Raw genomic sequence first — 25,981 nt, 5'->3', positions numbered from 1 at the left:
ACGGCCCGGGCGTCACCGGTTCCGCCGCCGGGGCGTCCAGGGCGGCCCGCGACGCGGCGGGCGACCACTGCTCGCCCCGCTTGCCGGCGTCCATCGCCTCGTTGGCCAGGCGGTCGGCGTGCTTGTTGCGCTCGCGCGGGATCCACTCGTACGTCACCCGCTCCCGCGGGAGGACGCCCGCCGCCTGAGCCGCGAGCGGCTTCATCGCCGGGTGCTTGATCTTCCAGCGGCCCGTCATCTGCTCGATGACGAGCTTGGAGTCCATGCGGACGTGGACCCGCGCCTGAGGATCCAGCTCGTGCGCGGCGCGCAGGCCGGCCAGCAGGCCCCGGTACTCGGCGACGTTGTTGGTGGCGACACCGATGTACTCGGCCGCCTCCACCAGGGTCTCCCCCGTCGCCGCGTCGCTCACCACGGCCCCGTAACCGGCAGGCCCCGGGTTGCCCCGTGACCCGCCGTCCGCCTCGACGACGAACTCCCGCACCGCCGGCGCTCCCCTACAGACCGGACTCGGACGTACGCACCAGGATGCGGCGGCAGTTCTCGCAGCGCACCACCGTGTCGGGGGCCGCGGACCGGACCTCGTTCAGCTCGGTGATGGCGAGCTCCTGGCGGCAGCCCTGGCAGGTGCGGGCGTACAGCTTCGCCGCGCCGATGCCGCCCTGCTGCTCGCGCAGCTTCTCGTACAGGCCCAGCAGCGGGGCCGGCACGGAACCGGCGACGACCTCGCGCTCCTTCGTCACCGAGGCGGCCTCGCCGTCGATCTCCTCGACGGCCGCGTCCCGGCGGGCGGTCGCGTCGTCGATCCTCCCCTGCACGGAGCCGACCCGCTCGGTCAGTTCGGCGACCCGCTCCTGCGCGGACTCGCGGCGCTCCATGACCTCCAGGACGACGTCCTCCAGGTCGCCCTGCCGCTTGGCGAGGGAGACGATCTCGCGCTGCAGGTTCTCCAGGTCCTTCGGCGAGGAGACGGCTCCGGAGTCGAGGCGCTTCTGGTCACGGGCGGCGCGCTGGCGCACCTGGTCGACGTCCTGCTCGGCCTTGGTCTGCTCGCGGGCGCAGTCGCTCTCCTCGGTCTGCGCGGCGACGAGCAGGTCGCGCAGCTGGGTGAGGTCCCGGTTCAGCGACTCGATCTCGGCGTGCTCGGGGAGCGACCTCCGCTTGTGCGCGAGCTGCTGGAGACGGACGTCGAGGTCCTGGACGTCGAGGAGTCGGATCTGGTCGGCGGGCTCGGCGTTCAGTTGGGGGCTCCAGAGGTGTCGGGATTCGAAGGGGCGCGCGAAGCGCTCCCCGGAAGGGTGGTGGCGGACGACGGGCGGGAGGAGGCCGCGTGGGCCGTCCAGGGGTCGGTGACCGTCTTCGAGACGTGGACCCGCAGGCCCCATCCGTGGCGGTCGGAGATCTCGTCGAGCTGGGACGCGGCCAGCTCGCACCAGGGCCACTCGGTGGCCCAGTGCGCCGCGTCGAGCAGCGCGAGGGGGCCCCGGGCGCGGTCCGCGACGAACTCGGACACCGGGTGGTGGCGCAGGTCCGCGGTGAGGAAGGCGTCCACGCCGGCGGCCCGGACGTGGTCGAGGAGGCTGTCGCCGGAGCCGCCGCTGACGGCGACCGTGCGGACCGGGGCGTCGGGGTCGCCGGCGACGCGGATGCCCTGCGCGGTGGCGGGGAGGCGCTCCGCGGCGAGGGCGGCGAGGTCGCGGACGGTCAGCGGGTGGACCGGCTCGCACACCCGGCCGAGGCCCCGGCGGCCCTCGGGGTCGGACGGGTCCGGCACGAGGGGCCGTACGACCCTGAGGTCCAGGGCGCCGGCGAGGGCGTCGGAGACGCCCGGGTCGGCGGTGTCGGCGTTGGTGTGGGCGACGTGCAGCGCGATGTCGTTCCTGACGAGCGTGTGCACCACGCGGCCCTTGGGGGTGGAGGCCGCGACCGTGGTCGTCCCGCGCAGGTAGAGCGGGTGGTGGGTGACCAGCAGGTCGGCGTCCAGCCTCACCGCCTCGTCGACGGTCTCCCGGACCGGGTCGACGGCGAACAGGACCCGCGTGACCTCCTGGTCGGGCTCGCCCACGACGGTGCCGACCGCGTCCCAGGACTCGGCCCGCTCGGCGGGCCACAGGTTCTCCAGCGCGGCGATGACTTCTGACAGACGGGGCACACCTGAAAGGCTACCTGGCCGTCCCGCGCGGCAGCACCGGCGTCCTGGAGCACACCCCCTCCCCTCCCTCAGGCGAATCGTTCCTGGAGCACCCTTACGTGTGAAGTGCGGGCCCACCGTTCCGCCACCCGTGCCCGCGCGACCTAGTTTCGTCACCGGAGGTGACCGAACGATGACGGTCTGTGCCATCGAACCCGCGGCGGGACACGAGGAGGGAGCCGGACGGGCGGGCTGCGCGATCAGCGCCGACGGCTCCTACGCCGCACGGCTCGCCCCGGCCGGCGACTCCCTCTTCCCGGAGCGCTGGACCCTGGACGGCCCCGAGCCCTACGCGGTGCCGCTGCCCGGCGACCGGCCCGAGGAACCCGGCACCGAGGTGCAGCCCCTGAGCGACGGGCGGGTCCTCGTCCACCGGCCGGTGGGCGGGCGGCACGCCTTCTCCCTGCTGTACCCGACCGGCCCCGGCACCGGCGAGCTGCCGCTGGGCACGGTCGAGTGCCCGGAGGAGGGCGCCCGGCTGCGGCTGCTGCCGCCCGCCCCGGGCGGGGAGCGGGCGTACGCCCTCGCCGTGGGCCGGCGGTCCACGGCGGTGTGGCGGGTGGCGGGCGGCGCGTTCGGCCCGGAGCGGCTCGCGGAGGTCCCGGGGCGCTGCTCGGGCGGGGTGTGGCTGGACCGCGAGGGGCGGATGCTGGCGCTGGACCGGGAGACCGGCGGGTGCACCAAGGCGGTCGTGGTGGACCTGGAGCGCGGCGGCGAGACGTCCCCGCTGCTGCAGATCGCCGACGGGAGCGACGACCGGGTGGTGCTCGCCGATCCGGACAGCGGGCTGGTGCTGATCCGCTCGGACGCGCCGTCACCCGGGCGGGACCGGCTGGGCTGGGGGGTGCTGGGCAGCACGCTGCCGGTGCGCTTCCCGGCGTGCCTGCGGCTGGCGGACTGCGCGGTCACGCCGTTCGCGGTCCAGCCGGGGCAGATGCTGGCGCCGGAGGGCTGCGCGGTGGCGCTGCGCATCGACGGCGCGTTCGGCAGCTGGGTCGGGGTGTGGCGGCCGGCGGAGCGGCGGGTGCACCACTTCCCGGCGCCGGAGGGGTGGCTGGCCGGGGCCGGACTGTGGACCGCGGACGGGGTGCTGCGGCTGCCGTACGCCACCGGGGCGGTGCCGTGCGGCGTGGCCACGCTGAGGGCCCCCTGGCAGGAGCGGCGGCGAGAGGGCCTGGACGTCCGTCCGGCGGCGGTCCTCGCCGAGGTTCCGGCTCCCGGCGGGCGTCCGGTGCCCGCCGGTCCCGGGCCCGCGTCCGACGGCGGGCCCGGCTCCGTCCCGGGTCCCGCGGCCGGGGGCCGGACGCCGTCCGCCGCCGCCCCCATGACCGAAGGCCGGCTCACCGGGCTCCTGCCCGGGGGCGGCGGCGCTTCCGCCGCCGCGCTCCTGTCCAGGGGGCGGCTCGCCGCCCTCGCCGGGCCCGAGCCCGCCGAGCAGCCCCCGCCGTACGCCGCGCACGTCGTCGACGGCCAACTGCGGTCCCACGGCGAGCACTTGGCCGACGAGCGGCTCACGTCCCCCGCCGACGACCCGGCGCAGGACGTCCGTCCCGTCCCCCTGCAGCAGGCACCCCTGGGACAGCTTGTAACGAAGTAGTAGCGGACGGCGTGGCCGCCTGGATCCGGGTGGTGGTGCGCCGGTTAGACTCGCCCGGCTTGTAGGAAAGATCATGTTTACGGGGTGAGTTCCTTCCGATGAACGACGTCAGCACGAACGAGCCGCAGTCCGCCGAGGACGGGCAGGTCACCGCCGGACACGGCAGGCACCGGGGCCCGGTCTCCACGCAGGACGCGGAGGCGTCCCCGCGCGGCCGGCACCGCAGGCCGGAGCAGGCGAACGAGTACGCGGGATCGGCCGCCTGACGTCACGTCGGGCGCCGGTCCGCCATCGGGTCGGGTCCCGGCCGTCACCACGACGGCCGGGACCCGGCCCGACCGGCCTTTCGGGACCGGTGCGGCCGAGGCCGTTCGGGGCGTGCGGCCGCGGGCACGCTCCCGCTCCGTCCGCAGGAACGGTTCCAGGCGCCGGAGAGGCGCTGGAGCAGGGCGTCCTGCGGGGTCCGGGAGATGCGGGCCGTGCGGGGCGGGGCGGAGCGTTCCGTCCGCGTTCAGCCCCGCGCCGTCGGCCTCCGCGGCAGCCACAGCCACATCACCACCGCGGCCGCCGCCAGGAGGGCCGTACTGGTGCGGAAGGCGTGGGCGTAGCCCTCCGTCAGGGCGTGCGGGGTGCGGGCGGTGCCCGTGCGGGCCGCAGCGATCGTCGACATGACCGCGAGCCCCAGGGAACCGCCCATCGTGCGCGAGGTGTTGACCAGCCCGGAGACCAGGCCGGCCTCCTCCGGCGCCGCGCCGGACGTGGCCAGTGAGGCCAGTGGGGTGGCGGCGACGCCCGCGCCCAGCATCATCAGGACGCCGGGGAGGAGGATCGCGGTGAGGTACGCACCGTCCACGGTCATCGTCGACTGCCAGCCGAAGCCGGCCGTCGCGATCAGCGTGCCGAGCACGGCCACGCCGCGCGGACCCGCCGTCCGCATCAGCCGGGGCGCGAGCTTGGAGCCGACGACCACCGCGAGCGAGCTCGGCGCCAGGGCCAGTCCGGCCTCCAGCGGGGTGTAACCGAGCACGTTCTGGGCGTACAGGGTCATGAAGAACCACATGCAGAACATGGCGGAGCCGCTGATGAACATCGCCGCGTTCGCCGACGCCACCGGCCGCAGCCGCAGCAGTCCGAGCGGCATCAGCGGGGCCCTGGTCCGCGCCTCGACGAGGAGGAACAGGGCGAGGAGGGCGAGCCCGGCGCACAGCGGCACCAGCGCGGCCGCCGTCGTCCAGCCCTCGGCCTCGGTCTGCGAGACGCCGTACGCGAGGGTGGCGAGACCGGCCGTCACCAGCAGCGCGCCGGGCAGGTCGAGCCGCCGTCCGTCCCCGGTCCGGCTCTCCGTGAGCCAGTGGGCGGCCCCGGCCAGCACGACCGCTCCGACGGGTACGTTGATCAGCAGCACCCACCGCCACGACAGCGCGTCCACCAGGACCCCGCCGACGAGTCCGCCGGCCGCGCCGCCGCCCGCCCCGACGGCCGTCCAGGTCGCTATGGCCCGGGCGCGGGCCGCGCCCTCCGGTACCGCCGAGGTGACGAGGGTGAGCGTGGCGGGTGCCAGGACGGCCGCCCCCAGCCCCTGCACGGCCCGCGCCAGCAGCAGGTGCCAGCCCTCCTGGGCGAGTCCGCCGGCCAGCGAGGCCAGCGTGAACAGGCCGAGGCCGACGAGGAACATCCGCTTGCGCCCGTAGAGGTCGCCGGCGCGCCCGCCGAGCAGCATGAAGCCGGCGAAGGCGATGGAGTACGCGTTCACCACCCACTGCAGGCCCCGCTCGCCGAGCGCCAGTCCGTCGCGCAGGGACGGCAGGGCGACGTTCACCACCGAGATGTCGAGGACGACGAGGAACTGGCCGGTGCAGGCGAGCGCCACCACCAGCCACAGGGGCGGTGCGGCGCGGTCGGACCGGCGGACGGGGTCGGTGGTTTCGAGCATGTGCGCCATGCTCTCAACCGGTCACCACCCCGGCATCGGCTTTTCGCCCGACGCGGACTCGGTCCCCCGTCCCGGTCCCGGACCCGCCGCCCCCGGACGGGCCGGGGCGGCGGGGCTCTCCGGTGGAGGGAGGCAGGGGTCACATGCGCGTGGAGCCGCTGGTGTCCCGGTGGTGGTCGCGCTTGTTCTTGCGGGGGATGAGCCCGGCCAGTCCCAGCAGGCCGAGCAGGCCCCACAGGCCCGCGTTGCCGCCGTCGTCGTCGTTGTCGTCGTTCTGCGCGTGCACGACCGTGGCGGCGGTCGGCTGGGCCGTCTCTTCGGCGGTCTGGCCGAACGCCGCACCGGCCGGGGCGACGGCGAGCAGGATGCCGATGGCGACGCTGCCTACGAGTTTGCGCATTGCTGCCTCCCTCATCTCAGTGGTCTCGGCAGTCGCTTTCGCATCGTCCGTAGTGCCCCTATCCGTTCCACTTCATACACGAACGCGGCAAAGGCCGGGAATTCCCTTGTCGCCCTGTCGACCGCACGTACCGGCGCCGGCCGTCCCGGCGCACGGGGTCCGGCCCCCGCGTGCCCCCCCTGGCGTGCGGCCGCGCGGTGGTACGGCAGCATGGGGCCCGTGCACACACGTACGACCTCGGGAGAGGCAAGCCCCATGTCGATGGCACCCGGGCCCGCGATCCTGGCCGCGTTCGAGGCGGCGAAGGGCTTCATGCCCGTGGACGAGGGCCTGGCCCTGTACGCGGCGGCGGCCGAGGCCGGCCGGCTGGGACTGCCCCTGCTGGAGATCGGCACCTACTGCGGCCGCTCCACGATCCTGCTCGCCGACGCGGCCCGCGCGGCCGGCGTCACCGCGCTCACCGTGGACCACCACCGCGGCAGCGAGGAGCAGCAGCCCGGCTGGGACTACCACGACCCGGAGACCGTCGACTCCGAGCTGGGCCTGATGGACACCCTCCCCACCTTCCGCCGCACCCTGCACGGGGCGGGTCTGGAGGAGCACGTGGTCGCCCTGGTCGGGCGCTCCCCCCGGATCGCCGCCCTCTGGTCCTCCCCCCTGGCCCTCGTCTTCGTCGACGGCGGCCACACCGACGAGCACGCCACCGCCGACTACGAGGGCTGGGCCCCGCACGTCGCCGAGGGCGGCCTGCTCGCCATCCACGACGTCTTCCCCGACCCGGCGGACGAGTTCACCGGCCAGGCGCCCCACCGGGTCCATCTCCGGGCCCTCGCGTCCGGCGCGTTCACCGAGGTCTCGGCCACCGGATCCCTGCGCGTACTGCGCCGCACCGGTCCGGGCATCTGACGCCGCTAGGGCCTCTCGTTTGGATCAGGTCGGCCGCGACCGACGGTGCGTCGTGGCCGACCCGAGCGGGGTTTGGTGCGTGCAGATGCAAGGCGGAGGAGGGCGCCAACGCGGAGCGTTGGCAACTGACGACAACGCGGCAGATGCGCGTGCCAAGCCCCGCGACGCCGACATGATCCAAACGAGAGGCCCTAGGGTGGCTGCGTGTCGTACACAGGTCCCGGCTTCGAACCACCCCGGCCCCGACGGTCCCGGCGCGGGCCCCTGACCGTGGCGCTCGCCGCGCTCGTGCCGGGCGCGCTGCTCGGCTGGGCGGTGTACGCGGCCGTGGGCGGGCCGGGCGACGAGGGGTCGGCGGGCGCCCCGGCCTCCGCGTCGGCCTCACCGCGTGAGCCGTCGCCGTCCGCCGGCGGCGAGGGGCCCGGCGCCTCCGCCACGGCGCAGTCCCCTCCGGCCTCCGGCCCCCTCGAGGGCAAGGTCGTCGTCATCGACCCGGGGCACAACCCGGGCAACTCCCGGCACACCGCCGAGATCAACCGCCAGGTGGACATCGGGACGAACCACAAGGAGTGCGACACCACCGGCACGTCCACCGACGACGGTTACGCCGAGGCGGAGTTCACCCTCGACGTCGCCCACCGGATGCGTTCGCTCCTCGAACGGCAGGGCGTCACCGTGATGTTGACGCAGGACGCCGACCGGCCGTTCGGCCCGTGCGTGGACGAGCGGGCCCGGATCGGCAACGAGGCGAAGGCCGACGCCGTCGTCTCGATCCACGCGGACGGCTCGGGCGCCGGCAACCGCGGCTTCCACGTGATCCTCCCCGGCGCCGTGCACGCCGGCGCCGCCGACACCCGCGCCATCGTCGGGCCCTCCGGCGACCTCGGTACGCGCATCGCGGGCGCCTTCGTCCGCGTCACCGGCAGCGCGCCCTCCAACTACGTCGGCGGCGGTACCGGTCTCGTCACGCGTGAGGACCTGGGCGGTCTCAATCTGTCAACGGTTCCCAAGGTGTTCGTCGAGTGCGGCAACATGCGCGATAGCAAGGACGCGGCACTGCTGACCAGCGGTGCCTGGCGGCAGAAAGCGGCGCAAGGGATTTCCGACGGAATCGTGAGTTTCCTGCGCGGGTAGGGATCGGCCCGCTGATCCGGTCGGACGGCCCGGCCGCGTGGACGATAGTGTCGTCCGCACGACGAGGGGCCACTCCCGCGCTTCCCACCGGGGCCTTCGGGCGACATGGTGACAGCGACGCCTCTTCCGACGACGAGACGACCTACGAAGGACCTGAAGTGAATATCCGCTCCCTCACTCGAGGCGACGGCGTGGTGATCGGAGCAGCGGTGTTGCTGTTCATCGCGTCGTTTCTCGCCACGTTCGGCGGCGACGGTGACGACATCCCCAACGCCTGGGACGACCTCGGCCTGTTGATGAGCATGTACGTCGCCGGTATCGCCGGTGCGGCGCTCGTCGTCGTGGCCCGCGCGCTTCCCCAGCCGCCCAAGGTCGCCGGCCTCGACCTCGGCCAGCTCGGCGTGGCCCTGACGATCTTCGCCGCCTGGACGTCCTTCTGGACGATCATCGACCCGCTGGGGGCGTTCGACGACCTCCTCTCCACCTTCGGCGGTGAGGAGCCCGACAGCGGCGCCGGTCTCATCCTGGGTCTGATCGCCGCGCTGCTGCTGGCCGCCGCCGCCGTCGCCACCCCCCTGGTCCCCGCCCTGAAGGGCGCGCTCATCCCGCCGGCCCGCCCCGCAGCCCCGCAGCCCTACGGCGCCCAGCCGCCCGGCGGTTACGGCTACCCGGGTGCGCAGCAGGCCTCCTTCGGCGGTCAGCCGCAGCCGGGCCAGCCCGGCCAGCAGCCCTTCCCGGGCCAGCCCCAGCCGGGCCAGCCCGCCCCGGCGCCCGCCGCCGACTTCTCGCCGTTCTGGTTCGCCGTGCCGGCGCCCCGCCCGCTGTTCCCGGAGGACGGCTCGCCCACGCCGATCGCCGAACTGGCCCCCGGCACCTGGTACCTGGCGGTCGAGCAGCGCGGTCCGGCGCTCGTCGCCCAGACCCAGGACGGCCGCCGCGGCGTCCTCCAGGACACCTCGGACATCCAGCGCGGCTGAGCCCCGGCCCTTCCTCGTCACGGCCCCCCGCCCCTCCGGGCGGGGGGCCGTGGTGCGGGCGGCGCGGCCCGGAGGCGTGGCGCCCGCCGCCGGTCCACGCCGAACCTCCGTACCGGAACCCGGCGTTGGGGGTTTCAACCGGGTGTTCGGGGCCAGTCGGAGAGTATGTCCCCTCGCTATCGCACCGGTTCCAACTCCGCGGGGACGGTCATCGCGGTGATCGCGGACATCATGGCCGTCATCCTCGGACTCTGGATCCTCATGTATCTGCTGGACGCCAACCGGGGCAACGACCTGGTGCGGTTCGTCCACGACGCGGCCGACTGGCTGGCCGCCTGGTCGCGCGACCTCTTCACCTTCGACGAGGCCTGGGCCCGCGTGGTCGCCGGCTACGGACTCGCCGCCGTCGTCTACCTGTTCATCGGCCACGCCGTCGCCGGCCGCCTGCGCCGGTACTGAGCCGGCCGCCCGGCCGGCTCAGACGGACGCGCAGCAGTCCGGGTCCAGCCCCCCGGGCAGGTGGCCGCCGCCGAAGACCGCGCAGGTGGCCTCGTGGCCGCCGAGCGCGGCGACCGCCAGCAGCAGGGAGCCGGCGGTCCAGGCGGTCAGCTCCCGCGGCCAGATCGCGTCGTCGTCGAAGACGTAGCCCGTCCAGTACAGGCCGCTCTGCGGATCGCGCAGGTGCTGGATCGACTGGAGCACCTCCAGGGCGCGGTCGGACTCGCCCACCGCCCAGAGCGCCAGGGCGAGTTCGGCCGACTCGCCGCCGGTCACCCACGGGTTGGGCACCACGCAGCGCACCCCGAGCCCGGGGACGACGAAACGCTCCCAGCCCTCCTCGATGCGGGCCTTGGCCTCCGCGCCGGTGAGCGCGCCGCCGAGCACCGGGTAGTACCAGTCCATGGAGTAGCGGTCCTTGTCCAGGAACCGCTCCGGGTGGTGCCGGATCGCGTGCCGCAGCGCGCCCGCCGCCAGTTCCCAGTCCGGCTGCGGCTCCTCGCGCTGCTCGGCGATGGCCAGCGCGCAGCGCAGCGCGTGGTGGACGGAGGAGGAGCCGGTCAGCAGCGCGTCCGCGGTGGGCGTGCCGTCGTCGTCGCGCCGCCAGCCGATCTGCCCGCCGGGCTGCTGCAGCCGCAGCACGAACTCCACCGCCGCGCACACCACCGGCCACATGCGGTCCAGGAACGTGTCGTCGCCGGTGGCGAGGTAGTGGTGCCACACCCCGACCGCGACGTAGGCGACGAAGTTGGTCTCCCGGCCCCGGTCGGTGACGTCGAGCGGGTCGCCGTCGGCGTAGGCCGCGTACCAGGAGCCGTCCGCCAGCTGGTGCCGGGCCAGCCAGCGGTAGGCCCGTTCGGCGGCGTCGTGCTCGCCCGCCGTGTCCAGGGCCATCGCGGCCTCGACGTGGTCCCACGGGTCGAGGTGGTGCCCCCGGAACCAGGGGATCGCCCCGTCCTCCCGCTGCACCGCGAGGATGCCGGCGACGGTCGCGGCGGCCTGACCGGCCGTGAGCACCCCGGGCAGGACGAGGTGTTCCGTCCGAGGAGTCCGGGGGGTCGTCACGTGGCGTCCGCCTCGGCCTCGGCGCGCGGCAGGTGCGGCTTGGTCGCGTACGCCACGAAGCTCTTGCCGATCAGCGGGTTCAGCGCCTGCTCCGCGACCCGGGTGGCCAGCGGCTTCTTCATGATGTCCCAGACCAGCAGCTTGTGGTACGCCCGTACCGGCAGCGCCTTGTCGTTGTCCACGCCGAACGCGCACTTCAGCCACCAGTACGGCGCGTGCAGCGCGTGCGCGTGGTGGGTGCCGTAGGGGCGCAGGCCCGCCTCGCGGATCTTCGCCAGCAGCTCGTCCGCCTTGTAGATGCGGATGTGACCGCCCTCGACCTCGTGGTAGGCGTCGGACAGCGTCCAGCACACCTTCTCCGGGCCGTAGCGCGGCACGGTGATCGCGATCCGGCCGCCGGGCCTGAGCACCCGCACCATCTCGGCGAGCACGCCCTTGTCGTCGGGGATGTGCTCCATCACCTCGGAGATGATGACGACGTCGAAGGACTCGTCGGGGAAGGGCAGGGCGAGGGCGTCGCCCTCCATGGCGGTGGCGGTGGCCCCGGCGGGCGCCTCCCCGGCCTCCTTCATCGCCGCGAACCACGTGGCGACCTCGCGGATCTCCTCGGCGTTCCGGTCCAGCGCCACGACCCGGGCGCCGCGCCGGTAGCACTCGAAGGCGTGCCGGCCGGCCCCGCAGCCGAGGTCCAGGACGCGGTCGCCCGGGGCGAGCGGGAACCGGGAGAAGTCGACGGTCAGCACGTGGCCCTGCTTTCGCGGTCGGAGGTGTCGGCGGTGTTCAGGGGTGCGGCGTCCGGGTCCGGGAGGACGTCCGCGGCGGCCGGGGGGCGCGGAGCCGGCCGCGCCGTACGGGCGGCGCCCGCGCCCCGGCCCGCGCGCTCCATCGCCTCGCGGTAGCGGGCCACCGTGCCCTGGGCCGCGCGCGCCCAGGTGAAGTGCCGCAGCACCCGCTCCCGGCCGGCCGCCCCGAGCCGGGCGCACAGCTCCGGGTCGCCGAGCAGCCGGATCAGCGCGACGGCCAGCGCCCCCGCGTCGCCGGGGGGCACGGCGAGACACGTCTCCCCGTCGCGGCCGGCCACCTCGGGGATCGCCCCGCCGGTCGTGGCGACCAGCGGGGTGCCCGTGGCCATGGCCTCGGCGGCCGGCAGGGAGAACCCCTCGTACAGCGAGGGCACGCAGGCGACCTGCGCCGAACGCACCAGGTCGACCAGCTCGGCGTCCGAGATGCCCTTGACGAACTCGACGGCGCCCTCGAGGCCGTAGCGCTCCACGGCCTGGGCGACGGGCCCCTCCACGGGCCGCTTGCCCACCACGACGAGGTGGGCGCCGGGCTGCTCCGCCCGCACCTTGGCCAGCGCCTCGACGAGGAAGACCAGCCCCTTCAGCGGCACGTCCGCGCTGGACGTGGTCACGATCCGGCCCGGTACCACCGGCACCGACGGATCGGGGGCGAACAGGTCGGTGTCGGCGCCGATGGGGACGACGTGGACGCGGTCCCGCCGTACGCCGAGGTCGTCGACGATCTCCTGGCGGGAGCTGCCGGAGACGGTGAGCACGGACGGCAGGCGGCGCGCCACCCGCTTCTGCATCCGGGTGAAGGCGTACCAGCGGCGCACCGAGCAGCGCCGCTGCCAGTTCTCGGCGGCGGCCAGTTCCAGCCGGCGGTCGACGGTGATGGGGTGGTGGATGGTGGTCACCAGGGGGGCGCCGAGGTCGCCGAGGAGGCCGTAGCCGAGGGTCTGGTTGTCGTGGACGACGTCGAAGTCGCCGCGGCGGGCGCGCAGGTGGCGGCGGGCGCGCAGGGAGAACGTCAGCGGCTCGGGGAAGCCGCCGGTCCACATGGTGCCGACCTCGAGCGCGTCGATCCAGTCCCGGTACTCGTCGCGCCCCGGGGTGCGGAAGGGGTCGGGCTGGCGGTAGAGGTCGAGGCTGGGCAGTTCGGTGAGGACCGGCCCGTCGTGGCTCCCGTCGAGGACGTCGAGGACGGGGTAGGGCTGGGCCCCGATGACCTCGACGCGGTGTCCGAGGCGGGCCAGCTCGCGGGAGAGGTGGCGCACGTAGACGCCCTGCCCGCCGCAGAACGGGTTTCCCTTGTAGGTGAGGAGTGCGATGCGGAGCGGTCGCAAGCCGTCGGATGCGGGACCCCGCGAGGGCCCGGCCTGACTGGCCTCAGCGGTCACCCTGGGCCCCCTTCTCCCTGCACTGTCCCGCGACAGTACGCCGGGACGCTAATCTAGAACAAGTTTCAGAGTTGATCGTTCGGAGGATCCGAATCTACCGGCAGGTAGGGACACTGTGAGCAGTGGATCAGGTGATTCACGCCACGACGGACGGCGTGCCATGCTGTCCGATCATCCACCCTCACCGACTGTCACGGACGGGACCCATGCCTACCGAAGCCAACAGGGACGAGGCGGCCGGGGCAGCCACGGCGGGCAAGGCGGCCACCGGGGCCGGGACCGCGCGCTCCGGCGGCTCCTCGCCGCTCACCGAGCGCCAGGAGGCGCGCCGGCGCCGCATCCTGCGGGCGTGCGCGCAGCTGGCCGGCCGGGGCGGCTTCGACGCGGTGCAGATGCGTGAGGTCGCGGAGTCCTCGCAGGTGGCGCTCGGCACGCTGTACCGCTACTTCCCGTCCAAGGTCCATCTGCTGGTCGCCACCATGCAGGACCAGCTGGAGACCCTGCACGGCACGCTGCGGAGGAGGCCGCCGTCCGGCGAGACCCCGGCCGAGCGGGTCGCGGAGACCCTGATGCGGGCGTTCCGCGCGCTCCAGCGGGAGCCGCACCTGGCCGACGCGATGGTGCGGGCCCTGACGTTCGCGGACCGCAGCGCGAGCCCGGAGGTCGACCAGGTCTCCCGGCAGACCACGGCGATCATCCTGGACGCCATGGAGCTCACCGATCCCACGCCCGGGCAGCTCTCGGCCGTCCGGGTCATCGAGCACACCTGGCACTCGGCCCTGATCACCTGGCTCTCGGGGCGCGCCTCCATCGCCCAGGTCGGGATCGACATAGAGACGGCGTGCCGCCTGGTGGACCTGACGGCGCCGCAGCCCACGGACACCCCCTGACGAAACTTTCGAATCCTTTCCGTCCGCGCCGACGGCATCCCCCTCACCGGCATCCCGCCCTCCTTGCCGAGTCCCCCTCCTGGTCCCTTCCTACGCGGACGGTTGACCGCCCCCCACGGCGTCCGTATCGTCGCCGCAGAAATTCGGAGCCGAGTCCGAAACTTTCGGTCCACCGCACGGCAGCAATCCCGCCCATCCGCAGCACGGGACCCCACCGGAGAAGGGATGACATGGGCATGATCGAAAAGCGAACGGGAGCGGGAGCCGGAGGCGACGGCCCCGCACGACGCGGCCGGCCGCGCGCCGCCCTCGGCGCCACCACCGCCCTGCTCACCGCCACCGCGCTCGCCGCGCTCCCCCAGACCACCGCCCACGCCGCCGACACCCTGGGCGCGGCGGCGGCCGAGAAGGGCCGCTACTTCGGCGCCGCCGTGGCCGCGAACCGCCTCGGCGAGGCGCCGTACACCGCCACCCTCGACCGCGAGTTCAACTCGGTGACGCCCGAGAACGAGATGAAGTGGGACGCCGTCGAACCGCGCCGCGGCACCTTCCTCTTCAGCCGCGCCGACCAGATCGTGGACCACGCCCGGAGCAAGGGCATGAAGGTCCGCGGACACACCCTGGTCTGGCACTCGCAGCTGCCGAGCTGGGTCTCCGGACTCGGCGCGAGCCAGCTCCGGTCGGCCATGAACAACCACATCACGCAGGTCATGACCCACTACAAGGGCGAGATCCACTCCTGGGACGTGGTCAACGAGGCGTTCCAGGACGGCGACAGCGGCGCCCGGCGCAACTCGCCCTTCCAGAGCAAGCTCGGCAACGGCTTCATCGAGGAGGCCTTCCGCACGGCCCGCGCGGCCGACCCGGACGCCAAGCTCTGCTACAACGACTACAACACCGACGGCGTCAACGCGAAGAGCGACGCCGTCTACGCCATGGTCAAGGACTTCACGTCCCGCGGCGTGCCGATCGACTGCGTCGGCTTCCAGTCCCACTTCAACCCCAACTCCCCGGTCCCCTCCGACTACCGGGCCAACCTGCAGCGCTTCGCCGACCTCGGCGTCGACGTGCAGATCACCGAACTGGACATCGTGGGCTCGGGCCAGGCCCAGGCCACCGACTACGGCGACGTCACGAAGGCCTGCCTCGCGGTGACGCGCTGCACCGGCATCACGGTGTGGGGCATCCCGGACAAGTACGCGGGGTGGCCGAGCGGCACTCCCCTGCTGTTCGACAACAACTACGGCAAGAAGCCCGCGTACGACGCCGTGCTGAGCGCCCTCGGCGGCGGCCCGGACGCGCCTGCGCCGCCACCTGCACCACGGCGGAGCAGTGGAGCGGCGGCTGCAACGGCAAGGTGACGACCACGGCCGGCAGCGCGCCGATCACCGCCTGGAGCGTGGACGTCACCATGACCGCCCCGCAGAAGGTCCTCTCCGTCTGGAACGGCTCACCCGCCTGGGACGGCGGCGGCACCGTCATGACGGTGTGCTCCGGCCGGAACGGCTCCCTCGCGGCCGGGGCCTCCACCAGCTTCGGCTTCACCGTGAACGGCGGCGCCGCACCCCCGCCGCAGGTCGGCGCCCGCACGGCCTCCTGACCCGCCCCGTCCCGCCCGCCCCCGCACCCCGCTCCGGGGCGCGGGGGCGGTGCGCGTTCCACGTGACCTCACTCACCGAAGCCGCCCCCGGCCTCTTCCCTACGGGCGGGTAGAGTGTCGGCGTCGTCATCACACCGTACGGGGGGAAGCCGGTGCAATTCCGGCGCTGACCCGCAACCGTGAACCGTCCGCAGGGACGGTGAGCCGGACTGCCCCGCACGGTTCGTGACCGGCTCACGTGCCCGGCAGCCCGCCGGCGCACGGGCACCGTCGAGGTATGCGGAGCCGAGCCACCGGGGTGTCCCGCGCCGCCCGGCTCCCCGCAGGGAAGGCACCCGCCGATCATGAACGTCCGCAGCAGCGCGGCGGCCCTGGCCGCCGTCGCCGTGATCGGCGCCGCCACTCCGGCCGCCGCCGACACCACCCCCTCCCCGTCGCCGTCCCGGGCGCTCCCCTCCGCCCTGTACGGCGACGGCGACCCGCAGTACGACGGCGTCTGGCGCCAGTCGCTCGCCCTGCTCGCCCAGCACACGGCCGGCGTCGAGCCGGCGAAGGCGGCCGTCGACTGGCTCACCGGACAGCAGTGCGCCGACGGCTCCTTCGCCCCGTACCGCGCCGACACCGCGAAGGCGTGCGACGCGAAGACGACGGTCGACACCAACCAGACCGCCGCCGCCGTCCAGGCCCTCGCCGCGCTCGGCGGCCACGACGACGTCACGAAGAAGGCCGTCGGCTGGCTGAAGTCCGCGCAGAACGAGGACGGCGGCTGGGGCTACACCGCGGGCGGCGCCAGCGACACCAACTCCACCTCCGTCGTCATCGGCGCGCTCGCCGCCGCCGGCGAGGAGCCGGCCGAGGTGAAGAAGGACGGCAAGTCCCCCCACGACGCCCTGCTGGGGCTGGCGCTGCCCTGCGAGGGCGACGGCGCGGGAGCGTTCGCCTTCCAGCCGGACAAGAAGGGCGGGCTGGTCGCCAACGCGGACGCGACGGCGGCGGGCGTGCTCGGCTCGCTCGGCGCGGGCCTGGTCGTCGAGCCCGGCGGGGGCGAGGCGGCGGAGGACGCCGCCTGCGAGGAGGCCGACACCCCGCAGCGGGCCGCCGCCAACGGTGCCGCCCACCTCGCGGACGCCCTCGCGAGGACCGGCCACCTCACCTCCGCCCTCGCCGGCGCCGAGGACCAGCCCGACTACGGCAACACCGCCGACGCGGTGGTCGCGCTCGCCGCCCAGGGCGCCGACGAGCAGGCGAAGAAGTCCCTGGCCTGGCTGGAGAAGAACGCCGCCGGCTGGGCGGAGCAGAGCGGCCCCGCCGCCTACGCCCAGCTCATCTTCGCGGCCCACGCGACCGGCGCCGACCCGCGCGACTTCGGCGGCACGGACCTGGTGGAGCGGCTGGGCGCGACCGGCCCGGCCGCCCAGGAGAAGACGACCGGGGCGAAGAGCGAGGACGGGGACGACGTGAAGGAGGAGCAGGGCTCCGGCTTCGGCGTCTGGTGGTTCGTCGGCGTCTGCCTGGTCGCCGGCATCGGCATCGGCTTCCTGATCAGCGGCCGCGCGAAGCGGCAGCAGCCGTGATCCGCCGGGCCGCCGTCCTGCTCCTGGCGGCGCTCCTGCCCCTGCTGGCGGGCGCGGGCCAGGCGCAGGCCACCGGCTACCGCTACTGGTCCTTCTGGGAGCAGGACGGCACGGCGTGGACGTACGCCACCCAGGGTCCGTCCCTCGCCCGGCCCGCCGACGGCGACGTCCACGGCTTCCGCTTCTCCGTCAGCGAGGACTCCGCCGACGCGGCGGAGCCGCGCGGCACCGCCGACTTCGACACCATCTGCGCGAAGACCCCGGCGGCCGACGGCGAGAAGCGCGTGGCCCTGGTCGTCGACTTCGGCACCTCCGCCGACGCCCCGTCCGGCGAGACCCCGCCGGCCGGGCGCACGGCCTGCGCCCGGGTCCCCGAGGACGCCACCACCGCCGAGGCCCTGGCCTCGGTCGCGAAGCCGCTCCGCTACGACGCCAACGCCCTGCTGTGCGCGATAGCGGGCTACCCGGAGAAGGGCTGCGGCGAGCAGGTCTCCACGGACGAGGACCCCGCGCCCGCGGAGGAGAAGACCGGGTCGGACGACTCGGACGGCCCGTCGGTCGGCCTGGCCGCCGGAATCGCCGTGGTCGCCCTCCTCGCGGCGGCAGCGATCCGGCAGGCCCGCCGCCGTGCGTAACGCGCCCGACCGCGGGCACGACCACCCGCACGACCGCGGACGGTCGTGCCGCCGGGCCGAGGGGGCTCCCCCCGCTCGAGCGAGGTCGAGAGGGGGGGAGGGCGGGCGCGTCGGCACCCCGGAAGCGCCGGCGAGCGCCCCCGCCCCCGCCCGGCACACGCACCGCACCCCGCTCCACCCCGGCGCCTGGTGGCTCTGGGCCCTGGCCCTCGGCACCGCGGCCACCCGCACCACCAACCCCCTCCTCCTCGCCCTCCTCCTCACCGTCTCCGCCTACGTCGTGGCGGCCCGCCGCCCCCACGCCCCCTGGTCCCGCTCCTACGGCGCCTTCGTCAAGCTCGCCCTCGCCGTCCTCCTCGTCCGCCTCGCCTTCGCCGTGCTCCTCGGCTCCCCCATCCCCGGCACGCACGTGCTCGTGCGCCTCCCCGAAGTCCCCCTCCCCCACTGGGCCCAGGGCATCCGCCTGGGCGGCGAGGTCACCGCCGAGGCCCTCACCTTCGCCTTCTACGACGCCCTCCGCCTCGCCACCCTGCTCGTCTGCGTGGGCGCCGCCAACGCCCTCGCCAACCCCTCCCGCCTGCTCAAGTCCCTCCCCGGCGCCCTGTACGAACTCGGCGTGGCCGTCGTCGTGGCCCTCACCTTCGCTCCCCACCTGATCGCCGACGTCCAGCGCCTGCGCGCCGCCCGCCGGCTGCGGGGCCGGCCCGACAAGGGCGTCCGCGGCCTGCTCCAGGTCGGGCTCCCGGTCCTGGAGGGCGCGCTGGAGCGCTCGGTCGCCCTCGCCGCCGCGATGGACGCCCGCGGATACGGCCGTACCGCCCGGGTGCCCGCCGCCGTCCGCCGGACCACCGCCGCCCTCACCCTCGGCGGCCTGCTCGGCGTCTGCGCCGGAACGTACGGACTGCTCACCGCCGAGGGCGGCGCCCACGGCCTGCCCGTCCTCCTCGCCGGCCTGGCCGCCGCCCTCGCGGGCCTGTGGCTCGGCGGCCGGCGCACCCTGCGCACCCGCTACCGCCCCGACCCCTGGGACGTGCGGGCCTGGCTGGTCACGGCGTCCGGAGCCGCCGTGGCCGCCCTGCTGGCCCTCGCCGCCTCCCGCGACCCCGCGGCCCTGCACCCCGGTGTGGTCCCGCTCGTCGCGCCCACGCTCCCCCTGTGGCCCGCGGCCGCCGTGCTGCTCGGCCTGCTCCCCGCCTTCGTCACCCCCGCCCCCGAGCCCACGCACACCCGCAAGGAGCCGACGACGTGATCCGCTTCGAGAACGTGTCGGTGACCTACGACGGCGTGCCGGAACCCGCCGTCCGGGACGTCGACTTCGAGGTCCCCGAGGGCGAACTGGTGCTCCTGGTCGGCCCGTCCGGCGTCGGCAAGTCGACGGTGCTGGGCGCGGTGAGCGGCCTGGTCCCGCACTTCACGGGCGGCACCCTGCGCGGCAGGGTCACGGTCGCCGGCCGTGACACCCGCACCCACAGGCCGCGCGAGCTCGCCGACGTGGTGGGCACGGTGGGCCAGGACCCGCTCTCCCACTTCGTGACGGACACGGTGGAGGACGAACTCGCCTACGGCATGGAGTCGCTGGGCCTACCCCCGGCCGTGATGCGCCGCCGGGTCGAGGAGACCCTGGACCTGCTCGGCCTCGCCGACCTCCGCGACCGCCCCCTCGCCACCCTCTCCGGCGGCCAGCGGCAGCGGGTCGCCATCGGCTCGGTCCTCACCCCCCACCCCCGGGTCCTGGTCCTCGACGAACCGACGTCCGCACTGGACCCGGCCGCGGCCGAGGAGGTCCTGGCCGTCCTCCAGCGCCTGGTCCACGACCTGGGCACCACGGTCCTGATGGCCGAGCACCGCCTGGAACGCGTCGTCCAGTACGCCGACCGGGTGGCCCTGCTCCCGGGCCCCGGCGAGCGCCCGTGGCTCGGCACCCCGTCGGAGGTGATGGCGGTCTCCCCCGTCCACCCCCCGGTGGTCGGCCTGGGCCGCCTGGCCGGCTGGTCCCCGCTCCCCCTGACGGTCCGCGACGCCCGCCGCAGGGCGGGCGCGCTGCGCGACCGGCTGGCCGACCGGCGGCCGGAGCGGGTGGACCCCGCGCCCACGCCGCCGCCCGTCCCCTCCCGGAGCCCGTTCAGGCGCACGAAGCGGAACGGCGCCCCCGCCCCCGCCCTGGTGGCCGAGGTCCGTTCCCTCGCCGTGCGCCGCGACCGCGTCCAGGCGCTGCGCCACGTCGACCTGGCGGTCGCCCCCGGTGAGACGATCGCCCTCATGGGCCGCAACGGCGCGGGGAAGTCGACGCTGCTCGGCGCGCTGGTGGGCCTGGTCGCCCCGTCCTCGGGCTCGGTCCGCGCCGGCGACGCGGTCCCCCACCGCACCCGCCCCCGCGACCTGGTCCGCCGCGTCGGCCTGGTCCCGCAGGAACCCCGTGACCTCCTGTACGCCGACACGGTCGCGGCGGAGTGCGCGGCCGCCGACGAGGACGCGGGCGCCGAGCCGGGCACCTGCCGCGCCCTGCTGACCGGGCTGCTCCCCTCGGTGGCCGACGACACCCACCCCCGCGACCTGTCCGAGGGTCAGCGCCTCACCCTGGCCCTCGCGGTCGTCCTCACCGCCCGCCCGCCCCTGCTCCTCCTCGACGAGCCGACCCGGGGACTGGACTACGCGGCGAAGGCCCGCCTGGTGACGGTCCTGCGCGGACTGGCCGCCGAGGGCCACGCGATCGTCATGGCCACGCACGACGTGGAGCTGGCGGCGGAGCTCGCCCACCGGGTGGTCCTGCTCGCCGAGGGCGAGGTGATCGCGGACGGCCCGTCGGCGGAGGTGGTCGTGGCGTCCCCGTCCTTCGCCCCGCAGGTGGCGAAGATCCTGGCCCCGCAGCACTGGCTCACGGTCTCCCAGGTCCGGAAGGCGCTGGAGCGATGACCACCACCGCGGGGCGGCGGACGGACCGCCAGGCCCGGGCGGTCCGCCTGGGCCCACGTTCCTGGCTGGCCCTCGTCCTGGTCAGCGCGGTGGGCGCGGCCGGTTTCGGCTGGCCCTTCCTGGCCCCGCCCGCCTCCGTCCTGAACGCCCACGCCCAGGACGCGCCCTGGCTCTTCGCGGGCCTGCTGGTCCTCCTGGTGGCGGTCGCGGCGGCGACGATCTCGGAGTCGGGCCTGGGTCCGAAGGCGGTCGCGATGCTCGGCGTCCTCGCCGCGAGCGGGGCGGCCCTGCGTCCCATCGGCGCCGGCACGGCGGGCCTGGAGCCCATGTTCTTCCTCATGGTCCTCAGCGGCCGGGTCCTGGGCCCCGGCTTCGGCTTCGTCCTCGGCTCGGTGACGATGTTCGCGTCCGCGCTGCTCACGGGCGGGGTCGGCCCCTGGCTCCCGTTCCAGATGCTGGCGATGGGCTGGTTCACGATGGGCGCGGGCCTCCTGCCGGGCCCCGACCGCCTGCGCGGCCGCGCGGAGGTCCTGATGCTCGCCGGGTACGGCTCCCTGGCGGCCTTCGCCTACGGCACGGTGATGAACATGGCCGGCTGGCCCTTCATGTCCGCCCTGGCCTCGAACATCTCCTTCGACCCGGACGCGGCGCTCCCCGCCAACCTGGCCCGCTTCCTGGCCTACTGCCTGGCCACGTCCCTCGGCTGGGACCTGGGCCGGGCCCTGGTCACGGTCGCCCTGACCCTCGCCCTCGGCGCCCCGGTCCTGAAGGCCCTCCGCCGCGCCACCCGCCGGGCGGCCTTCGAGACGCCGGTCACATTCGAGGACACCCCTGGGTAGTCCTCCGCCCACACCCCGCGACCGGGGCGGTGAAGCACCCCACATGGCCCGTGTCACATACGACCCGGCACCGTAGCGACACACCCGGGCCGCACGCGGCCCCCGTCCCCCGAACCGGCTCCCGCCTCCTCCCTCGGGACCGGCTTCTCCGACCTCCGGTAGTAAAAGGGACCTTTGCGGGCATTCCCGGGATTTGCTTCTGTGGACCGGTCGCCGGGCGCCGACGTACCCCCCACGGGTCGCGGCGCCGACGCATGCCCCCGCCGCACACCGCGGTGTCCGGCACGGCGTAGCGCGACCGTCCCGCTCCCGACCGAAAGGCCGCCTGTGTCCGCCGCTTCCCTCCTCCGCACCGTCGCCGCCCCCAGGAAGGCCCTCGCCGGCGCCGCCCTGGCCGCCGCCACCTGCGGCACCCTGATCGCCGCCGCCCCCGCGCAGGCCGCGACCACGACGAGCGCCTCCTCGGCCCGGGCGACCGCGCAGAAGATGATCGGCGACTCGGCCGAGTTCCAGTGCTTCTCGAACATCGTCCAGCACGAGAGCAGCTGGAACCACACCGCCACCAACGCCTCCAGCGGCGCCTACGGCCTGGTCCAGGCCCTGCCCGCCTCCAAGATGGCCTCGGCCGGCTCCGACTGGAGGACCAACCCCGCCACCCAGATCAAGTGGGGTCTGGACTACATGAAGGACCGCTACGGCAGCGCCTGTGACGCCTGGTCCTTCTGGCAGTCCAACCACTGGTACTGACGGTTCCGCACCCCCCGTACCGAAGGCGGCGGCCCCACGATCCCCGGGGCCGCCGCCTTCGCCCGTCCTCGCTCAGTGCCCGCTCAGTGCTCGCAGAGGGAGAATTCCCGTTCGTAGAGCTGCTCGTTGTGCTCGTCGACGAAGAACTTGCGTTCCCGCATGAGCTCTTCGCGGTAGCCCCTGGCCTGTTCGAGCGTCATGGTCGAGGTGTCGGACCACGGTTGCTGCGGCGGCACGTCGGAGGTCGAGACGATCGGCTCCGACGGGTCGACCAGGAAGAACGCGAGGATCTTGCGGTGTCCGGGGCGGGTGGGGTCCGCCAGGCGGAACGAGTCGACGCGGTGCTGCAGGACGTTCGGGAACGCCAGGCAGCGGCCCGCCGGCGTCGACGCCGCTCCCAGCACCTGGTTCAGCGCGTCCTCGTCCTCCAGGCCGTAGACCTCACGCAGGCCGTTGTCGTCGTTCTGCTCGTACTCCGGGTCGTCGAGCGCCGCCCGGAAACCCAGCCGGCTCTCGGTGATGTTCTCGCTGTCCCAGTAGTAGATGCCGGTCGAGACGATCCGCTCGTTCAGCATCCCCTCGACGTGCCAGGAGCCGCCCGGGTACTCGGGCTTGTCCGGGGTGAGGTGAAGGGTGGCGAGCTTGACGATGACCTGGAGCCGGCGGCCGCGCAGGCCGACCCGGTCGGCGTCGCCGGGCGGCTCGGGCGGGGTGAAGTCCGGGGCGTCCGGGACGACCGGGCGGCGGTTCTCCCACCAGTCGTCCTGGGCCTGTTCCCACGCGTGGAGGGCTTCCGCGTAGGCCTCGTCGTCGCCGTAGGAGGACTTGTCCGGGTACTGCGGCTCCGAGTCGTACCAGCCGTAGGGATCGGCCTCGATCCGCGGGGGCCTCGGACGACGCAGGTCGGTGAGCACGTTCTCCCACAGGGGGAGGAAGCGCGCGAACAGGTCCGGCAGGACGGAGGCCAGGTCACGATGGGTCTCGGGGTGGACGTTGTTGACGTACGAGCGGAAGGCGACGGCGCCGTCGTCACTGACGTCGACATCCGTGGGCAGCCACTGGAACCTCTCCGAGAACTCGTGCTTCGAGTAATGGTCCGTCGGGTTCCGCCAAGCCCGCTCGGGCGCCCCGCTCACCTCTCTCACCAGGCAGAACAACGAGGGATGCACCAGGTCCAGTACCTGGCCGTCGGATCCGGGATGCCAGTCCCGCTCCGCTTCGGGGACCTGCTCCAGCACCCGGACCGCTTCACGCAACCGGGATCCGAGCTCGTCGTCGATCAGTGTGTCCGACTGCCACACCCCGTCGACGGCGGACACCTCGACACCGGTCCGTTCGTCCCGCAGCGCGGCGTAGTACCGGAGTTCGGCGAGCACGTAGCGGACCTGCGCTTCGGTGAGGCCCTGGTCGACCGCCTCCCGCGTCCACCGGGCGACGACGTCGGCGTCGTTCATCTTGTCGAACCATCCCGGCTTCGCCCGGATGTGCGCGCTGCACCGCATCATCTCCAGTTCCCGCAGTGTCCGGGGTGTCGCGAACGCTCCGTTCCACAGGGAGCGGGAGGCGTGAAAGGGCAGCGGGAAAGCGGACGGGCCGGTCAATTCTCTTGGTCCTCACAGTCGGTGCACGGTGGCGGGAACGATACGTCAGCCGACTGACACCGCGGCCGTGGCCGCGTGCGGCCCGGTCCTCCCCCTCCTCCCTTCCACGGCTCTACGGCGGATCCTTCTCCGCCGCCTCCTTCGCCGGCACCTCCTTCGCCGGCACCGACGGCTCACCGTCGGGTCCGGCGGCGGCCACGGCCGTGCGGGCACGCGGGCCCTGGAGCAGGTACGTCAGGCCGAAGCCGGCGCCGACGACGACCGCGCCGCCCGCCGCGTCCAGGATCCAGTGGTTGCCGGTGGCGACGATCGCGCAGGCCGTGAGCAGGGGGTGGAGGAGGCCGAGGGCCTTCGTCCACGGCTGCGGCGCGACGACCGCGATCACCACTCCGCACCACAGGGACCAGCCGAAGTGCAGGGACGGCATCGCCGCGTACTGGTTGGTGAGGTGGGTGAGGGTGCCGTAGTCGGGCCGGGAGAAGTCCTGGACGCCGTGGACCGTGTCGACGACGCCGAGGCCCGGCATCAGGCGGGGCGGGGCGAGCGGGTAGAGCCAGAAGCCGGCCAGGGCGAGCAGGGTGGTGAGGCCGAGGCCCGCGCGGGCCCAGCGGTAGTCGACGGGGCGGCGCCAGTAGAGCAGGCCGAGCACGGTCAGCGGGACGGCGAAGTGGAACGACAGGTAGTAGAAGTCGAAGGACTCCCGCAGCCAGCCGATCCTCACCACGGCGTGGTTGACGGCGTGCTCGACGTCCAGGTGGAGCAGGCGTTCGAGGTCGAGGATCCGCTGTCCGTGCTCCTCGGCGCGGGCGCGGCCCGCGGAGTTGCTGCCGCCGGTCACGGCGAGCCGGACCCGGGCGTACGCGGCGTAGGCGACGCGGATCAGCAGCAGCTCGAGCAGGAGGTTCGGGCGGACGAGCACCCGGCGCAGGAAGGGCAGCAGCGGGACGAACGCGAGGCGGGCCGGGACCGGTGGCGCGTACGGGGTCGGGACCGGCGCGCGGAAGGACGGCGAGGCGCGGGACAGGAACGGGACCGCGGTGGCGGCGGCCAGGGCGGCGAGGAGGACGGCGTTGTCGCGCACCGGGTGGAGGAACGCCACGTTCGGCAGCAGCACCGTGGCGGGCAGCGTCGTCACCAGCACCACGGCGGTGGGCCACACCGGCCGGTCGCGGGCGCGCGTCCCGGCCCGGCCGACGACGGTGAGCAGGACCCACAGCGGCTGGTGCTGGCCGGCGGCCGGGGAGACGGCCAGGGCGGCGCAGCCGGTGACGGCGACCGCGAGCAGCAGCTGGCCGTCGTGGGCGTAGCGGATCGCACGGCGCAGGGCGAGGGCCGCGACGGCGGCGCCGAGCAGCAGCAGGAGGCCGGTCCCCGGGGGGCCTTCGAGGCCGAGGCGGAGCAGGGTGCCGTGCAGGGACTGGTCGGCGGGTCCGCCGGGACCGGTGCCCGCCCCGTGGTGGACCCGGTGGCCGCGGGAGTCCCGTGGCAGCACGGCCCAGGCGAGCGCGGTGGCGGTCGCGAAGGTGACGCCCGTGGCGGTGGCGGCCCGGCGGCGGCCGGTGCGCCACAGCAGCGGGGCGAAGAGGAGGAGGGCGGGCTGGAGGGCCGCCGCGCCGCCGATGAGGACGCCTCCGGCGCGCTGCCCGCGCGCGGCGAAGCAGCCCAGCAGGACGAGCAGGACCGGGACGACGCCGGTCTGGCCGAGCCGGAGGGCGCCGCGCACCGGCAGGGAGAGCATGAGCAGGCAGACGGCGACGGGCGCGGCGAGGAGCGCGGTGCGCCGGCCGACCGGACGGGGCAGGGCGCGGGCGGCGATCACGCCGAGGACGACGACCGGCAGCAGGGTGCCGAAGGTCCAGCCCCGGCCGAGGGCCTGCTCCGCCGAACGGGTGAGGGGGGCGAGGACGGGCCCGCCGAAGGAGGGACCGTCGTACCGGGCGGGGTCGGGGAGGGAGCCCCCGGCGGCCTGCCGTACGGCGAGGACGGCGGCGAGCAGCCAGAGTCCGAGGCGCGCCCCGCGCAGCCGTGCCCGGCCGTCGGCGGCCGTCGCTCCGTAAGCCTTCGCGGCCCCCGTCGGCCGTCCGCCGCGGTCCGTGTCCACCACGCCCCGTCGGCCTCCCTCCCCGCTCGTCGCACGCCGTGCGCCCGTGGGGGTTCTCTTCTCGAACCCCCGCGAGGTCCGCGCTTCCCCGGGCAGGGCACAGACGGCTCCACCCCTTCCGGGGCCTATCCGCCTTTTGTCCGGATGACCATAGAACGCGAGGATTGCGTTGTCCGGGAAGGACGCGAGAAGGATCAC

23 protein-coding genes, 1 pseudogene and 1 riboswitch are annotated in these 25,981 nt (G+C 74.7%); of the genes and pseudogenes, 14 read left to right on the top strand and 10 right to left on the bottom strand.

The window, feature by feature from the left end; translation table 11 throughout:
* The 3 genes from ABTY20_RS24030 to ABTY20_RS24020 form a co-directional block, all read right to left on the bottom strand.
* Positions 1 to 484: reverse transcriptase-like protein (locus ABTY20_RS24030; protein WP_351999098.1), on the bottom strand; the 484-nt coding region annotated here is incomplete at its 3' end.
* Between the two features lie 13 nt (positions 485 to 497).
* Positions 498 to 1,241, bottom strand: a complete 744-nt coding sequence (locus ABTY20_RS24025; protein WP_351999101.1) for a zinc ribbon domain-containing protein — start codon at positions 1,239 to 1,241, stop codon at positions 498 to 500.
* A complete protein-coding gene (locus ABTY20_RS24020; protein WP_351999097.1) occupies positions 1,238 to 2,152 on the bottom strand; it encodes a Nif3-like dinuclear metal center hexameric protein in 915 nt (304 codons plus the stop codon). Before ABTY20_RS24020 ends, ABTY20_RS24025 begins: the two co-directional genes overlap by 4 nt.
* A 172-nt stretch (positions 2,153 to 2,324) precedes the next feature.
* Here ABTY20_RS24020 and ABTY20_RS24015 point away from each other — a divergent pair, with 172 nt between their 5' ends.
* Together ABTY20_RS24015 and ABTY20_RS24010 are read left to right on the top strand one after the other, a co-directional pair.
* Positions 2,325 to 3,788: a hypothetical protein gene (locus ABTY20_RS24015; RefSeq protein ID WP_351999096.1), complete on the top strand. Its 1,464-nt coding sequence runs from the start codon at positions 2,325 to 2,327 to the stop codon at positions 3,786 to 3,788.
* Between the two features lie 98 nt (positions 3,789 to 3,886).
* Positions 3,887 to 4,054, top strand: coding sequence for a hypothetical protein (locus ABTY20_RS24010; RefSeq protein ID WP_351999095.1), 168 nt, complete (start codon positions 3,887 to 3,889; stop codon positions 4,052 to 4,054).
* Between the two features lie 245 nt (positions 4,055 to 4,299).
* Here ABTY20_RS24010 and ABTY20_RS24005 read toward each other — a convergent pair whose 3' ends face one another.
* Both ABTY20_RS24005 and ABTY20_RS24000 read right to left on the bottom strand, forming a co-directional pair.
* Positions 4,300 to 5,730: an MFS transporter gene (locus tag ABTY20_RS24005; RefSeq protein ID WP_502991873.1), complete on the bottom strand. Its 1,431-nt coding sequence runs from the start codon at positions 5,728 to 5,730 to the stop codon at positions 4,300 to 4,302.
* Positions 5,731 to 5,860: 130 nt separating this feature from the next.
* Positions 5,861 to 6,121 (bottom strand): WGxxGxxG family protein, encoded by a 261-nt coding sequence (locus tag ABTY20_RS24000; protein WP_351999093.1) that lies wholly within the window; start codon positions 6,119 to 6,121, stop codon positions 5,861 to 5,863.
* A gap of 255 nt (positions 6,122 to 6,376) precedes the next feature.
* Here ABTY20_RS24000 and ABTY20_RS23995 point away from each other — a divergent pair, with 255 nt between their 5' ends.
* From ABTY20_RS23995 to ABTY20_RS23980, 4 genes are all read left to right on the top strand, one after another.
* Positions 6,377 to 7,027 (top strand): class I SAM-dependent methyltransferase, encoded by a 651-nt coding sequence (locus tag ABTY20_RS23995; RefSeq protein ID WP_351999092.1) that lies wholly within the window; start codon positions 6,377 to 6,379, stop codon positions 7,025 to 7,027.
* 204 nt (positions 7,028 to 7,231) lie between these two features.
* Positions 7,232 to 8,161 carry an N-acetylmuramoyl-L-alanine amidase gene (locus tag ABTY20_RS23990; RefSeq protein ID WP_351999091.1) on the top strand — a complete coding sequence of 310 codons (930 nt, stop codon included), beginning with the start codon at positions 7,232 to 7,234 and terminating at the stop codon, positions 8,159 to 8,161.
* Between the two features lie 158 nt (positions 8,162 to 8,319).
* Positions 8,320 to 9,138: a hypothetical protein gene (locus ABTY20_RS23985; RefSeq protein ID WP_351999090.1), complete on the top strand. Its 819-nt coding sequence runs from the start codon at positions 8,320 to 8,322 to the stop codon at positions 9,136 to 9,138.
* Between the two features lie 165 nt (positions 9,139 to 9,303).
* On the top strand, positions 9,304 to 9,597 hold the full coding sequence (locus ABTY20_RS23980; RefSeq protein WP_351999089.1) for a hypothetical protein: 294 nt from the start codon (positions 9,304 to 9,306) through the stop codon (positions 9,595 to 9,597).
* An 18-nt stretch (positions 9,598 to 9,615) separates the two neighbouring features.
* Here the strand turns inward: ABTY20_RS23980 and ABTY20_RS23975 are convergent, their stop codons facing one another.
* The 3 genes from ABTY20_RS23975 to ABTY20_RS23965 are packed head-to-tail and all read right to left on the bottom strand — an operon-like array spanning position 9,616 to position 12,883.
* On the bottom strand, positions 9,616 to 10,701 hold the full coding sequence (locus ABTY20_RS23975) for a prenyltransferase (RefSeq protein WP_351999088.1): 1,086 nt from the start codon (positions 10,699 to 10,701) through the stop codon (positions 9,616 to 9,618).
* On the bottom strand, positions 10,698 to 11,444 hold the full coding sequence (locus ABTY20_RS23970; RefSeq protein WP_351999087.1) for a class I SAM-dependent methyltransferase: 747 nt from the start codon (positions 11,442 to 11,444) through the stop codon (positions 10,698 to 10,700). The genes ABTY20_RS23975 and ABTY20_RS23970 overlap by 4 nt, the downstream gene beginning before the upstream one ends.
* A complete protein-coding gene (locus ABTY20_RS23965) occupies positions 11,438 to 12,883 on the bottom strand; it encodes a glycosyltransferase family 4 protein (RefSeq protein ID WP_351999086.1) in 1,446 nt (481 codons plus the stop codon). The genes ABTY20_RS23970 and ABTY20_RS23965 overlap by 7 nt, the downstream gene beginning before the upstream one ends.
* A 206-nt stretch (positions 12,884 to 13,089) precedes the next feature.
* On the opposite strand from ABTY20_RS23965, the gene ABTY20_RS23960 reads away from it, so the two are divergent.
* From ABTY20_RS23960 to ABTY20_RS23925, 8 genes and pseudogenes are all read left to right on the top strand, one after another.
* Positions 13,090 to 13,773: a TetR family transcriptional regulator gene (locus ABTY20_RS23960; protein ID WP_351999085.1), complete on the top strand. Its 684-nt coding sequence runs from the start codon at positions 13,090 to 13,092 to the stop codon at positions 13,771 to 13,773.
* A 236-nt stretch (positions 13,774 to 14,009) separates the two neighbouring features.
* Positions 14,010 to 15,373: pseudogene (locus ABTY20_RS23955) on the top strand (glycoside hydrolase family 10 protein).
* Between the two features lie 97 nt (positions 15,374 to 15,470).
* A riboswitch (cobalamin riboswitch) is annotated at positions 15,471 to 15,609 on the top strand.
* A 108-nt stretch (positions 15,610 to 15,717) separates the two neighbouring features.
* The gene (locus ABTY20_RS23950) at positions 15,718 to 16,947 is read left to right on the top strand and encodes an SCO2321 family membrane protein (protein ID WP_351999084.1); all 1,230 of its coding nucleotides are present in this window, start codon (positions 15,718 to 15,720) and stop codon (positions 16,945 to 16,947) included.
* Entirely contained in the window at positions 16,944 to 17,582 is a 639-nt protein-coding gene (locus ABTY20_RS23945) for an SCO2322 family protein (RefSeq protein WP_351999083.1), read from the top strand. The genes ABTY20_RS23950 and ABTY20_RS23945 overlap by 4 nt, the downstream gene beginning before the upstream one ends.
* Entirely contained in the window at positions 17,575 to 18,831 is a 1,257-nt protein-coding gene (locus ABTY20_RS23940; RefSeq protein ID WP_502991872.1) for an energy-coupling factor transporter transmembrane component T, read from the top strand. The genes ABTY20_RS23945 and ABTY20_RS23940 overlap by 8 nt, the downstream gene beginning before the upstream one ends.
* A complete protein-coding gene (locus tag ABTY20_RS23935) occupies positions 18,828 to 20,495 on the top strand; it encodes an ABC transporter ATP-binding protein (protein WP_351999082.1) in 1,668 nt (555 codons plus the stop codon). Before ABTY20_RS23940 ends, ABTY20_RS23935 begins: the two co-directional genes overlap by 4 nt.
* Entirely contained in the window at positions 20,492 to 21,334 is an 843-nt protein-coding gene (locus ABTY20_RS23930) for an ECF transporter S component (RefSeq protein ID WP_351999081.1), read from the top strand. The genes ABTY20_RS23935 and ABTY20_RS23930 overlap by 4 nt, the downstream gene beginning before the upstream one ends.
* Before the next feature lie 327 nt (positions 21,335 to 21,661).
* Entirely contained in the window at positions 21,662 to 22,081 is a 420-nt protein-coding gene (locus tag ABTY20_RS23925; RefSeq protein WP_351999080.1) for an aggregation-promoting factor C-terminal-like domain-containing protein, read from the top strand.
* Positions 22,082 to 22,164: 83 nt separating this feature from the next.
* Here ABTY20_RS23925 and ABTY20_RS23920 read toward each other — a convergent pair whose 3' ends face one another.
* Positions 22,165 to 23,682: a DUF4246 domain-containing protein gene (locus tag ABTY20_RS23920; protein ID WP_351999079.1), complete on the bottom strand. Its 1,518-nt coding sequence runs from the start codon at positions 23,680 to 23,682 to the stop codon at positions 22,165 to 22,167.
* A 112-nt stretch (positions 23,683 to 23,794) separates the two neighbouring features.
* On the bottom strand, positions 23,795 to 25,786 hold the full coding sequence (locus ABTY20_RS23915) for a bifunctional glycosyltransferase 87/phosphatase PAP2 family protein (protein ID WP_351999078.1): 1,992 nt from the start codon (positions 25,784 to 25,786) through the stop codon (positions 23,795 to 23,797).
* Positions 25,787 to 25,981 lie beyond the last annotated feature (195 nt).

Source organism: Streptomyces sp. NPDC126497 (genome assembly GCF_040302425.1).
Lineage (GTDB): Bacteria > Actinomycetota > Actinomycetes > Streptomycetales > Streptomycetaceae > Streptomyces.
This window is presented reverse-complemented; position numbering and strand designations above follow the sequence as displayed.

Excerpts from the sequence above, each read along its gene's own strand:
- ABTY20_RS24015 (WP_351999096.1), top strand. The coding sequence starts at position 2,325 with ATGACGGTCTGTGCCATCGAACCCGCGGCGGGACACGAGGAGGGAGCC.
- ABTY20_RS24010 (WP_351999095.1), top strand. The coding sequence starts at position 3,887 with ATGAACGACGTCAGCACGAACGAGCCGCAGTCCGCCGAGGACGGGCAG.
- ABTY20_RS24005 (WP_502991873.1), bottom strand. The coding sequence starts at position 5,730 with ATGGCGCACATGCTCGAAACCACCGACCCCGTCCGCCGGTCCGACCGC.
- ABTY20_RS24000 (WP_351999093.1), bottom strand. The coding sequence starts at position 6,121 with ATGCGCAAACTCGTAGGCAGCGTCGCCATCGGCATCCTGCTCGCCGTC.
- ABTY20_RS23995 (WP_351999092.1), top strand. The coding sequence starts at position 6,377 with ATGTCGATGGCACCCGGGCCCGCGATCCTGGCCGCGTTCGAGGCGGCG.
- ABTY20_RS23980 (WP_351999089.1), top strand. The coding sequence starts at position 9,304 with ATGTCCCCTCGCTATCGCACCGGTTCCAACTCCGCGGGGACGGTCATC.
- ABTY20_RS23960 (WP_351999085.1), top strand. The coding sequence starts at position 13,090 with ATGCCTACCGAAGCCAACAGGGACGAGGCGGCCGGGGCAGCCACGGCG.
- ABTY20_RS23950 (WP_351999084.1), top strand. The coding sequence starts at position 15,718 with ATGAACGTCCGCAGCAGCGCGGCGGCCCTGGCCGCCGTCGCCGTGATC.
- ABTY20_RS23930 (WP_351999081.1), top strand. The coding sequence starts at position 20,492 with ATGACCACCACCGCGGGGCGGCGGACGGACCGCCAGGCCCGGGCGGTC.